10 protein-coding genes and 1 pseudogene are annotated in these 11,571 nt (G+C 41.5%); 9 read left to right on the top strand and 2 right to left on the bottom strand.

Annotated elements, in window-relative coordinates:
• Positions 1-27: 27 nt before the first annotated feature.
• Both B879_RS18675 and B879_RS18670 read right to left on the bottom strand, forming a co-directional pair.
• On the bottom strand, positions 28-732 hold the full coding sequence (locus B879_RS18675) for an SGNH/GDSL hydrolase family protein (RefSeq protein WP_009186774.1): 705 nt from the start codon (positions 730-732) through the stop codon (positions 28-30).
• A 162-nt stretch (positions 733-894) separates the two neighbouring features.
• A complete protein-coding gene (locus B879_RS18670; RefSeq protein ID WP_009186773.1) occupies positions 895-1,935 on the bottom strand; it encodes a S66 peptidase family protein in 1,041 nt (346 codons plus the stop codon).
• A gap of 215 nt (positions 1,936-2,150) precedes the next feature.
• On the opposite strand from B879_RS18670, the gene priA reads away from it, so the two are divergent.
• The 9 genes and pseudogenes from priA to B879_RS18630 all read left to right on the top strand — a co-directional run bounded on the left by priA (position 2,151) and on the right by B879_RS18630 (position 11,564).
• Positions 2,151-4,670: a replication restart helicase PriA gene (priA, locus tag B879_RS18665; protein WP_009186772.1), complete on the top strand. Its 2,520-nt coding sequence runs from the start codon at positions 2,151-2,153 to the stop codon at positions 4,668-4,670.
• A gap of 276 nt (positions 4,671-4,946) precedes the next feature.
• The gene (gene hisG / locus B879_RS18660; RefSeq protein ID WP_009186771.1) at positions 4,947-5,807 is read left to right on the top strand and encodes an ATP phosphoribosyltransferase; all 861 of its coding nucleotides are present in this window, start codon (positions 4,947-4,949) and stop codon (positions 5,805-5,807) included.
• 221 nt (positions 5,808-6,028) lie between these two features.
• Positions 6,029-7,321 (top strand): histidinol dehydrogenase, encoded by a 1,293-nt coding sequence (gene hisD, locus B879_RS18655; RefSeq protein WP_009186770.1) that lies wholly within the window; start codon positions 6,029-6,031, stop codon positions 7,319-7,321.
• Positions 7,321-8,388 (top strand): histidinol-phosphate transaminase, encoded by a 1,068-nt coding sequence (gene hisC, locus B879_RS18650; protein WP_009186769.1) that lies wholly within the window; start codon positions 7,321-7,323, stop codon positions 8,386-8,388. The genes hisD and hisC overlap by 1 nt, the downstream gene beginning before the upstream one ends.
• A 3-nt stretch (positions 8,389-8,391) precedes the next feature.
• Positions 8,392-9,486: a bifunctional histidinol-phosphatase/imidazoleglycerol-phosphate dehydratase HisB gene (gene hisB, locus B879_RS18645; protein WP_009186768.1), complete on the top strand. Its 1,095-nt coding sequence runs from the start codon at positions 8,392-8,394 to the stop codon at positions 9,484-9,486.
• Positions 9,487-9,756: 270 nt separating this feature from the next.
• Positions 9,757-10,542, top strand: a complete 786-nt coding sequence (locus B879_RS18640; protein WP_009186767.1) for a tetratricopeptide repeat protein — start codon at positions 9,757-9,759, stop codon at positions 10,540-10,542.
• Positions 10,543-10,600: 58 nt separating this feature from the next.
• Positions 10,601-10,720: pseudogene (locus B879_RS22240) on the top strand (tyrosine-type recombinase/integrase); the annotation flags it as partial.
• 192 nt (positions 10,721-10,912) lie between these two features.
• On the top strand, positions 10,913-11,278 hold the full coding sequence (locus B879_RS18635) for a type II toxin-antitoxin system RelE/ParE family toxin (protein WP_009186766.1): 366 nt from the start codon (positions 10,913-10,915) through the stop codon (positions 11,276-11,278).
• Positions 11,265-11,564, top strand: coding sequence for a helix-turn-helix domain-containing protein (locus tag B879_RS18630; protein WP_009186765.1), 300 nt, complete (start codon positions 11,265-11,267; stop codon positions 11,562-11,564). The genes B879_RS18635 and B879_RS18630 overlap by 14 nt, the downstream gene beginning before the upstream one ends.
• Positions 11,565-11,571 lie beyond the last annotated feature (7 nt).

The raw sequence follows: 11,571 nt of genomic DNA, 5'->3' as shown, positions 1-11,571 counted from the left end.
AAAATTATAAAGCCTTTCATCAAGACATTAAAGCTGCATTTTCCCTTCAATGATTTTTGCCAATTCCTGGGCCCACTCCTCATATACCAAATGACTGGGATGAAGTTTATCTGCAACGACCATTTCTTCCTTGGCGCCGATTTCACGGTACCTTTCAGTGATCTCTATGTAATGTACACCAAGCGTTTTCGCTATGGTTTGGTTAGCTGCATTGTAAAGATCAATTTCGCCGGCCACTTTTGCTTTATCTGTATTCCTTTCGTCAGCAAAGGGTGTTATACCCCAATCCGGTATTGAAATGACTACCACATGATTGGCGTTTCCTTTGGCAAATCCAATGGCCTTTCGTAATAATTCCCCGAATTCTTCTCGATAATTTTCAATCTCCCTGCCTCTGTATTGGTTATTGACCCCAATCAATAAAGTAACTAAATCATAGGTGTTGCTTTCTATTTCTGCAACCTCAATACCTTTTTTTAACTCATCCGTCGTCCAACCTGTTTTGGCAATGAGGGTGGGTGTTTCGAAGACTTTTCCCTTTTCTTTCAAGATGGAAATGGCTTGGTTGGGGTATCTGCCGCTTTCTGCCACACCTTCTCCAATGGTGTAGGAATCGCCCAAAGCCAGGTAGGTGCGTGTTTTTTCTGCCATGGTGTTGCTGGTGTTTTCTTTTTGCCCACAGCTTGATATTAGTATTAAAACTGCCAGGCTGAATAGTTTGATATAGTTCATATTCCTTTTTCTGTTTATTTTCTAAAATGTTAAAATTACCAGATGTACACGGATTTGGTAGGTTTCCGGCATGTTACGTCCTGGTTTTATTTGACACTTATTATTATTTCTTCCCTTGAGTTCGACTCCTCTGGAGTCGGGATTCCTGAATAATAAAATTCCTTATTCCTGAAAAACTTTATCCAACATTCTAAAGGTGCCGGCATTTGCATCCATTTCTACTTGGGCGCCTACAGGTACGATAAATTGCTTGGCTACATGACCTATCATGGCACCTCTGTATGCAGGAATATTCAAAGGTAGAAGGTAATCGTCAAGGATTTCATCCAGGGTTAATGAACCATAGCCCCCCGAGGGTGTGCAATCTGTGCATTGACCGAAAATAAAACCTTTGATACTGTCCAAAGTACCGTTGAGTTTCAAGGTACTTAACATCCTATCCAACTTATAGGGGTCTTCTCCTATATCTTCCAAAAATAAAATGGCGTTTTTAAAATCAGGCAAATACGGTGTGCCTGAAAGGGCAGTAAGTACTGTTAAATTTCCCCCAAGAATTTTTCCTGAAGCTTTACCAGGTCGGATGATCTGAATACGGTTTTGTTTAACAATCAGATCATCGCCTTTTACCTGTTCGTTTTCAAAATTTACCAATTCCCTCTCAATAAACATCTTTTCAAACTGCCGCACATTGAAACTGTTCCAGCTTCCGGTACCATTGGGCCCATGAAAAGTAATCAATCCGGTCTGGGCATGAATTGCATTGTGCAGGGCCGTGATGTCAGAATAGCCCAAGAGAGGCTTTGGATTTCTTTTGATGTTTTTGTAATCAATCAAAGGTAAGATCCTTGCAGCACCCGAACCACCACGGATGCAGATGATGGCTTTTATGCTGTCATCAGCAAACATGCTGTTGAGGTCTTCTGCCCGCTCTATATCAGTTCCGGCAAGGTGACCTCTTCTATTTTTTAGATTTTTCCCCAACTGTACTTCAAGCCCCATTGCTTCCATGGTTTCTTGGGCAAAATCAAACTGAATCCTGTCAGCAGTAGCGGCAGAGGGACTGATGATGCCTATTTTATCTCCTTTCTGTATGCCTTTTGGAAGCAATACTTTTTTAGCCAGGTCTTCCTTCAAAATAGAAGAGGAAAGCGGTATGCCTGCAAGCCCGAGCCCTAATGATTTTAAAAATAGCCTTTTGTTCATTGCTGTTGGATTTCTTCTGTGACTATGTAAAACTAATTGGAAAATCGGAATCCAAAAAATAAGCATAATGGGCATTCAGTTCTTTTGAGGAAAATTCAACATGCTGCCCACTTGTTTTTTTAATTAATTTTTACGTTGATCTGAATTTCCAAAGGATTTGGTTTATTTTACATTTAAGTCGATTAGAGTTTAGAAATTATTAGAAGAGGAAACTTTTGGAAACGCTATTTGGAGATCAATTAGAGCAGTCGGTAGCTTCATCCGGTTCATTTGCGGATATTATTTTACCTGTCCCAATTCCTAAAATGTTTACTTATAAAATACCCCGAAGTCTAAAAGAAGAGATAGGCATTGGTTACAGGGTAATTGTTCAGTTTGGAAAGAAAAAAATCCTAACAGGCATTGTGGGCAAAGTCCATCAAAAGCCCCCAACAGCATACGATGCCAAACCGATATTGGATGTATTGGAATCCCACGCATCTGTTAATCCAGTTCAGATACGTTTTTGGGCCTGGATGGCCCAATATTATTGTTGCCATATTGGGGAAGTAATGAACGCAGCACTTCCCTCAGGGCTGAAGCTTAGCAGTGAAAGTAAAATTCAGCTTAATCCTACTTTTGATCCTGACACCTGTGCCTATCCTTTGGATGAAAGGGAAGAGGTCCTTCTTAAGGCATTGCAAAAGAAAGAAGAGATGAGTTTTGAGGATTGTGAATCAGTTCTGGGCATTAAATCCATTCATGGTATCATCAAAAGTCTTGTAATCAAAGAGGCCGTTGTTGTTTTTGAGCAGGTAAAGGAAAAATACAGTCCCAAAGTGGAGAACCGCATTAGACTGACTTCAAATTTTGTAGAGGACAAATCCAGTCTCGAAAAACTTTTCCATGAAATCAGCACCAAACCCAAACAAGAAGAAATCTTGCTGAAATACCTACAAGAGGTGCCTGTTTACAGACAAGCTGGGCTCAACAAAAATGGCTTGGAAAAGAAAGTCCTTACTGATGCAGGCATGTCAACTTCTTCCTTGAAAACCCTGATTAAAAATGGGGTATTGGAAGAATTTAAAATCATTGTGAGTAGGTTTGAAGATGAGGCAGGCAGTGATTCGCCTATTGTACTGACTCATAAGCAATTAGAGGCACAGGTCAAAATCAAAGAAGCATTTGAAAAAAAGCATACTGTTTTACTGCATGGAATCACGGGAAGTGGGAAGACTGAACTTTACATTACTTTGATCCAGGAAGCCCTGCAGGGTGGTTCTCAAGTCTTGATGCTTTTGCCGGAAATAGCCTTGACCACCCATATGGTAAGCCGATTAAGACAAGTTTTTGGGAGCAGTATGGGCGTATACCATTCCAAGTATTCTGATAATGAAAGGGTAGAGGTTTGGAATGGTTTGCTCAGCGGGAAATTCTCTTTTGTAGTTGGTGTAAGAAGCTCTATATTTCTGCCCTTTGATAGTTTGGGTCTGTTGATTGTGGATGAAGAACATGAGTCTTCCTATAAGCAATATGACCCCGCTCCACGGTTTCATGCCAGGGATGCTGCGATCATGTTAGCTTGGTTGCATCAGGCAAAGACGCTTTTGGGTTCAGCGACTCCATCTTTTGAATCTTTTTACAATGCCCGTACTGATAAATACGGTTATGCAAGTCTGGATAAACGCTATGGAGAAGCACAGCTGCCTGAGTTTCATTTGGCAGATATGTTGATAGATAAAAAGAAAAATCTTTTGAAGTTGGATTTTACCAGGTTGATGCGGGAAAAAATTCAGGAAGCTTTGGTCAATCAGGAACAGGTTTTGATATTTCAAAACAGAAGAGGATATGCTCCCTATGTATCTTGTGAGGATTGTGGATGGATACCTGAATGTGAGCATTGTGATGTGAGTTTGACCTATCATCAGTTTGGGGAAGAAATGCGCTGCCACTATTGTGGATTCAGGGAAAAAGTTCCACATGTCTGTCCGGGCTGTGGTAGTTCCAAAATCAGCGCAGTGGGTGTGGGTACAGAGCGCATTGAAGAAAGCTTATCCCTTTTGTTTCCAGAGGCAAGGATTGCCCGTATGGACTTGGACACTACCAGAAGTAAATATGGTTATCAAAGACTTTTAGATGATTTTGGTGCAGGAAATGTGGATATTCTTGTTGGTACGCAGATGATTACCAAAGGACTGGATTTCGACCGGGTTACTGTGGTAGGTGTTATGGATGCGGACAGGATCCTTTATTTTCCAGATTTCAGGGCAGGGGAGCGTGCCTTCCAGCAGATAACACAAGTCGCAGGAAGAGCGGGAAGACGAGGTAAAAAAGGTCATGTGGTTATTCAGAGCAGGAGGCCCGAACAGGCTATTTTTCATCAGATCATTTCAGGAGATTATCGTAATTTTTACCTCCAGGAAATGGGTGAAAGACAACGTTTTTTTTACCCCCCATTTGTCAAAATGATTAAAGTCAGTACGAGACATAAGGATTATAAAACAGCAGAAAGGGCGGCAAGGCACCTACATAACCTAATGGCAGAAATTCAGGTCAAGAAGATTTTATTGGGTCCGGAAAAGGGATTGATTGGCAAAATTAAAAATCAATATATTTTTGAGTCTGTAGTGAAGTTGGACAGGAGTAGTCATGCCCAAGCCCACTTTAAGCAGGAGTTGCAGCAGCAACTGGAAGCCCTGCAAGCTGAAAAGGATTTCAGGTCAGTGCGCTTTATTGTGGATGTGGATCCTTATTAGAGGTGTTTGTTATTCTCCAATCAGCTTTAAGAAAACATTCTTTTCATTTGTATGTTTGAACATTGAACCTATCTTTGCAGGACAATGAACAGAGAAAGACTCCAAATCGCTATTTTTTTTACCAACAGGAATGTTGGTGCTGTTCATCATTTCCATCACTCCTCCTAAGGAGGAAATCTATTTACATATCGCCCAAGGAAGGCTGTTGAAATCAATTAACAGTCCTATTATCCAAAATCATTATTTACATGTTGATACTAAACGTATATTGCATTCATGAATTCTATGATCCGTATAGCCGTACAAAAAAGCGGTAGACTAAGTGATGACTCGTTGGCCTTGATAAAGGAATGTGGCATCAAATTTTATAATGGTACCGGAAAACTCAAATCTGTTTCCACCAATTTTCCTGTTGAATTCCTGTTTTTAAGAGATGATGATATCCCTGGATATGTTGCAGATGGTGTTGCTGATCTGGGTATTGTGGGGGAGAATGAACTGGTTGAAAAAGACAAGGATGTCACCGTTTTGAAGAAACTGGGCTTTTCCAAATGCAGGCTTTCCTTGGCAATTCCAAAAGGTGAAGCCTATACCAATGTACATTATTTCCAAGGTAAAAGCATTGCTACCTCTTATCCTAAAATACTCGGAGATTACCTCAGTCAAAACGGTATTCAGGCAGATATTCATGAAATTTCAGGTTCTGTAGAGATTGCCCCAAGTATTGGTCTTGCTGAAGGGATTTGTGATATTGTCAGCTCAGGTTCTACGCTGATGATGAACGGCCTGAAGGAAGTGGAAGAAATTTTCAAATCTGAAGCGGTATTGATTGCTAATAAATCCCTTTCAGAGGAAAAATTGACCATAGTGGACAAGCTGCTATTTAGAATGAATGCAGTTCAGAAAGGCAAAAGCAATAAATATGTGTTGCTCAACGCACCTAATTCCTCCTTGGACAGGATCATTCAATTGATTCCGGGCATGAAGAGTCCGACCATTTTGCCATTGGCCCAAGAAGGTTGGTCTTCCGTACATTCGGTGATCAGTGAAGATCAGTTTTGGGAGAATATTGAAGAGCTTAGAGCTGCTGGAGCAGAGGGGATACTGGTGGTGCCGATTGAGAAAATGGTGGTTTGATGGAGGCGAGAGGGGAGAAGAGAGAGACGAGAAGCGAGAGGCGAGAATTTCGGAAGTGAACAATTAAGGAGTTGAGGGATTCATTAAGGTAACTGCATAAAAAAATGGGGACCATACAACCTTTATAGAGCTTTAATCCCTTTAGGGTATTTGCCCCGAGTGAAAGCAGGTGGTGGCAAGAAAAAAGAACTGAGGAAAAATAAAATAGCAAAGATTTACATATGAAAACGATATTGAATCCAGGCAAGTCTGAATGGACCAAAGCCCTGAAAAGGCCGGTGCAGAAAACCAAGGAGATCGAGAAAATTGTCAAGCCCATCATGCGGAAAGTTAAGCGCTCAGGAGACAAGGCATTGAAAAAATTTGCATTGGAATATGACCATGTACAGATCAAAAATCTTTTGGTCAGCTTAGAAGAAATCAAAAAGGCCAGAGAGTTGGTTGACCCTCAACTAAAGGAAGCCATTCAGGTGGCCAAGGATAACATAGAGAAATTCCATGCCGCCCAGGCAAGCCCTGAACTTAAGATGGAGGTGATGGAAGGGGTTACCTGTATGCGTAGGTCTGTCCCCATTCAACGGGTAGGGCTTTATATTCCTGGTGGGACGGCTCCCTTATTTTCCACAGTTCTGATGTTGGGCGTACCTGCCAACTATGCCGGTTGTGAGGAAATTATCCTTTGTACTCCCCCCGACAAGGATGGCAATATCCACCCTGCCATCCTGTATACAGCAGATCTTATCGGTATAGATAAAATTGTCAAAGCTGGAGGTGCGCAGGCTGTGGCAGCCATGACCTTTGGTACCGAATCCGTACCTAAAGTAGATAAGATATTTGGGCCCGGCAACCAATATGTGACTGCAGCAAAGCAATTGGCCGTGAAGAAAGGAGTTGCCATTGATATGCCGGCAGGACCTTCCGAGGTATTGGTTTATGCCGATGAGACTGCGATTCCAGCTTTTGTGGCAGCTGATTTACTTTCCCAAGCAGAGCACGGGGTGGATTCTCAGGTTGTTCTGGTGACCACTACGGAAAAATTTGCCAAGAAAGTCCTAAAGGAAGTAGAAGAACAATTAGAAACACTACCCAGAAAAGATATTGCCAAGAGGGCTTTGGACAATTCTGTGGCTGTGATCATGGGCAATCAGGCCAAAGCCCTGGAATTGATCAATGATTATGCACCAGAGCATTTGATCATCTGCGTGGAAAATGAAGAAGAGGCGGTGAACAGCATCATCAATGCCGGCTCGGTATTTATTGGCAATTATACGCCTGAGTCTGCCGGGGACTATGCTTCCGGGACCAATCATACCCTGCCTACTTATGGCTATGCCCGTAATTATTCCGGTGTTTCTCTGGACAGCTTCTTCAAGAAAATCACCTACCAAAAAATCACAGAAAAAGGCATACAGAAACTTGGGCCAACAATAGAAATCATGGCTGCCAATGAGCTTTTGGACGCACATAAAAATGCGGTGAGTATTCGTCTCCAATACTTAAAAGAGAAGAAGTAATGGGTTTTGAACTTGAAAAATTATTAAGGCCACATATCCTGCAAATCAAACCCTATTCATCAGCAAGGGATGAATATACCGGTAAAGTGGGTATATTTTTGGACGCCAATGAAAACCCTTATGGTGCCCTTACGGGAGAGCCATTTAACAGGTATCCGGATCCATATCAGGCAGATATCAAAGAAAAATTGGCACCTGTTAAAGGAGTGGCCAAGGAACAGATTTTTCTGGGAAATGGTAGTGATGAGGCCATAGACCTGTTGATGCGTGCTTTCTGTGTACCGGGCAAAGACAATATCATCTTGCTGCCTCCGACCTATGGAATGTACGAGGTGTCTGCTTCCATCAATGACATAGCCATTAAAAGGGTCAACTTGACTACTGATTTTCAGCTAAGAACTTCAGCTATTTTGGAAGCGGTGGATGAAAACTCCAAAATCATTTTTATCTGCTCACCCAATAATCCCAGTGGGAATAAAATGGACAGGAATGCCATCCGGGAAATCATTCAAAAATTTCATGGGCTGGTTGTGGTGGATGAAGCTTATATTGACTTCAGTGATGAACCTAGCTTTACGACGGAGTTGGGGCATTATCCCAACCTATTGGTGATGCAGACCTTTTCCAAGGCCTGGGGGCTGGCCAATCTACGCATAGGTATGGCCTTCGCCTCCGAAAAAATTATCCGAATACTCAATCTGATCAAGCCCCCGTATAATATTTCCGGACTGACCCAACAAAAGGTTCTAGAGACTTTGGAAAAAGCGGATCAGTTGGAGGCTTTAGTGAAGGAAGTGATGAAAGAGCGGGTAATGCTGGTGGAGGCCTTGGATGATCTATCCTTTGTGTTGGAATGCTATCCTTCCCATGCGAATTTTGTATTGGTAAAAATGGATCATGCCCAAAAAATTTATGAATACTTGATCCATGAAATGATTATTGTCCGTGACCGCTCCAAGGTGGTATTATGTGAAGATTGCCTTAGGATTTCAGTGGGCACCCAAGAAGAAAATACACTATTGATTGAAGCTTTAACGCGATATGAACCTATTATCAAAAACCTATAATTGATGAAAAAAGCACTTTTTATTGACCGTGATGGGACCATCATTGTGGAACCGCAGACGGATTTTCAAATTGACAGTTTGGAGGATCTGGAGTTTATTCCAAAGGTAATTTCCAATTTAAGAAGGATAGCGGAAGAAACAGATTATGAGTTGGTTATGGTAACCAATCAAGATGGTTTGGGGACAGCCTCTTTACCGGAGGAAGACTTTTGGCCGGCCCATAACAAAATGATGTTAACGTTGAAGAATGAAGGGATCAAGTTTGCTGCAGTGCATATCGACCGGTCTTTTGAGCATGAAAACCTACCAACCCGCAAGCCTGGGACAGGAATGCTTTCCCAGTATATGGAAGGTGAATATGATTTGGCCAACTCCTATGTAATCGGTGACCGTAAATCGGATGTACTCCTTGCCCAAAATATGGGTTGCAAATCCATCTACATAGGTGGTCCTTTGGAAGGAGCAGATTTTTATACCACAGATTGGGATGATATTTACCGTTATCTGCGTCTTCCGGATAGGGTTGGGGAAGTGTTCAGAAAAACCTCCGAAACAGATATCCATGTTCGCGTGAATCTGGATGGTTCAGGTAAATGTGATATTTACACCGGTTTACCCTTTTTTGACCACATGTTGGAACAATTAGGGAAACACGGAGGGGCTGATCTTACCATAGAGGTCAAGGGCGATCTGCATATCGATGAGCATCACACCATTGAGGATACGGCTTTGGCCTTGGGAGAAGCTTATTTGAAGGCCTTGGGAGATAAAAGGGGGATTTATAGGTACGGCTTCCTTTTGCCTATGGATGATGTTTTGGCCCAGGTGGCCATAGATTTTGGCGGAAGGCCATGGATGGTATGGGAGGCAGAATTTAAGCGGGAAAAAATAGGGGATATGCCGACCGAGATGTTTTTTCATTTCTTCAAATCCTTCAGTGATACGGCCAAGTGTAACCTGAATATCAAAGCTGAAGGCACGAATGAACACCATAAGATTGAAGCTATTTTCAAAGGATTGGCCCGGGCCATCAAAATGGCAGTAGCCAGGGACATGAAGGCATTGGATAAGTTGCCGAGTACGAAGGGAGTGCTTTGAGTGATAGAGGCGAGAGACGAGATATGAGAAGCGAGAGGGGAAAGTAGGAAAGTAGGAGGTCGAAAGGCGGATTTCGGTAGTGAAGACAGGTTGTACCAAGTACCAAGAACAAAGTACCATGTACCAAGCAATTTCCAAGGTTGGAGAAAGATCAAAAGGACTTGGAAGGTGAAAGAATACCTTCTAAGTCTTTTTTTGTTTTATAGGTTATCAGCCTTTGGGAAATTATAAATAAATCATTAGTTTTGAGTTAATCGTCTGGATTTAGGTATGCGTAACCAATTGTTCTTCTTATTCTTGATCTTATTGAGTTCCTGTTTTGGAAGTTTTTCAGAAGGTGAGCGTTTATTTCGCTCTGGTGCTTATGAAGAGGCGGTCAAAGAGTTTTCAAAAGCCCTGTTTTTAAATGTTACTGATATCAAATCCTTACATTTGCGGGCCAGGTCTTACGAGGAATTGGAAGCTTTTCAGGAGGCCATTGAGGATTATAAATCCATTTTGAAATTGGATCCCACTTATGCCCAGGCCCATGCTGGGATTGGGAAAGTTTATTGGAAACTGGAGAATTACAGGCAAGCAGAAAATCACCTATTGATTGCAGCCAAGCATGACCCTAAAGATTTTGAAATTCTTTTTCTCTTGGGCAGGACCCTTTTGATCAACGAGCGTTACCAAAGTGCGGAGGAGTTTTTTCAGTTGGCCAAAGAGCTGAAGCCCAAAGATGCCCGTGTACATTTTTACCAGGGGATGGCCCGTTCCCAGATTGGGGATATTTTGGGGGCGGCAGGTTCTTTCAATATGTCCTTGCGTTATGACCCGGACAACCTGACGGCCAAGTATAACAGGGGATTGGTATTGATGCTCATCGGTTATTCTTCCTGGGCATTGGAAGATTTTGACGCGGTATTAAAGGAAAAGCCGGAGCATGTGGAGGCCTTAGCCCACAGGGGGGTGGCGAAACTGAACCTCAATGATAGGACAGGTTGCAACGACCTGCAGCAGGCCCTCGCCCGGGGGAGCATTTACGCGAGAGTGCATCAGGATAAGTGTAAGTAGGTTTTTGTTGGTATAAAGGGAGGTGTCAGAATATCAGGAAGTTGTATTTTTTCACCTTTCTTATGAGGCGGATTTATTGGAAAGTGGGACAGATTTAGGGTATATCCAAGAGTTGTTGGGTCATAAGAGTAGTAAGACTACAGAGATTTACACCCATGTTAGTCAAAAGTGTCTTTAAAGGATCAAAAGTCCTTTTGACGATTTATAAATAAAGAACACCAAAGGTATATCTATTTACAAAATATGGCTATATAGATGCACCAAAGGTTTGTAAATAAAAAAGTTGTGCTACACTTTGGAATATACCACCTATTTATATTTTTTCCCATTTAAACAACTCTTTTGTTCCATTATTCGTTAACTTTACGATATGGAGAAAAAAAGAAGACTGATTTTCTATAAGGACTATTTTAATGACTTTTTTGACAAGCTTCCGGAAAAGGTGAAAGGCAAGATCGATGAAGTGCTTTATATGATTATGGTTCTTGAAAGAATTCCAGCAAAGTTTTTCTCCCATATGACTGCTTATGATGGACTCTATGAAATACGGATAGAGTATAGCAGCAATATCTACAGGATATTTTGCTGTTTTGATGAAGGCAGTTTGATAGTGCTGTTCAATGGATTTCAAAAAAAGTCACAAAAGACCCCTCAAAAAGAAATAGACAAAGTCTTGAAAATCAAAGCTGAATATTTTGAAGAAAAGAATAAACAAAATAAAAATGGAAAAAAGTAGCTCAATTACAACATTCGAAGAACACCTTGAAAAAAGGTATGGGCAAGAAGGCGAAGAAAAAAGAATGGCTTTTGAAGCGAAAGCTAAGGCTTTTGCAATTGGCGAACTCATAAAAGAAGAGCGAAGACTTTCAAATATGACACAAGAACAACTTGCCACAAAAACAGGGACTAAGAAAAGCTTTATCTCCAGGATTGAGAATGGGAAAAGTGATATTCAACTTTCAACCCTTTATCGAATATTAGAATTAGGATTAGGTAAAAAAATCTCATTCACAATAGAATAAAAGCGAA

This window comes from Cecembia lonarensis LW9, from assembly GCF_000298295.1.
GTDB lineage: Bacteria > Bacteroidota > Bacteroidia > Cytophagales > Cyclobacteriaceae > Cecembia > Cecembia lonarensis.
The sequence above is the reverse complement of the archived record's forward strand: the minus strand, read 5'-3'. Positions and strand labels throughout refer to the sequence as shown.

Excerpts from the sequence above, each read along its gene's own strand:
- B879_RS18675 (WP_009186774.1), bottom strand. The coding sequence starts at position 732 with ATGAACTATATCAAACTATTCAGCCTGGCAGTTTTAATACTAATATCA.
- B879_RS18670 (WP_009186773.1), bottom strand. The coding sequence starts at position 1,935 with ATGAACAAAAGGCTATTTTTAAAATCATTAGGGCTCGGGCTTGCAGGC.
- hisG (WP_009186771.1), top strand. The coding sequence starts at position 4,947 with ATGAATTCTATGATCCGTATAGCCGTACAAAAAAGCGGTAGACTAAGT.
- hisD (WP_009186770.1), top strand. The coding sequence starts at position 6,029 with ATGAAAACGATATTGAATCCAGGCAAGTCTGAATGGACCAAAGCCCTG.
- hisC (WP_009186769.1), top strand. The coding sequence starts at position 7,321 with ATGGGTTTTGAACTTGAAAAATTATTAAGGCCACATATCCTGCAAATC.
- hisB (WP_009186768.1), top strand. The coding sequence starts at position 8,392 with ATGAAAAAAGCACTTTTTATTGACCGTGATGGGACCATCATTGTGGAA.
- B879_RS18640 (WP_009186767.1), top strand. The coding sequence starts at position 9,757 with ATGCGTAACCAATTGTTCTTCTTATTCTTGATCTTATTGAGTTCCTGT.
- B879_RS18635 (WP_009186766.1), top strand. The coding sequence starts at position 10,913 with ATGGAGAAAAAAAGAAGACTGATTTTCTATAAGGACTATTTTAATGAC.
- B879_RS18630 (WP_009186765.1), top strand. The coding sequence starts at position 11,265 with ATGGAAAAAAGTAGCTCAATTACAACATTCGAAGAACACCTTGAAAAA.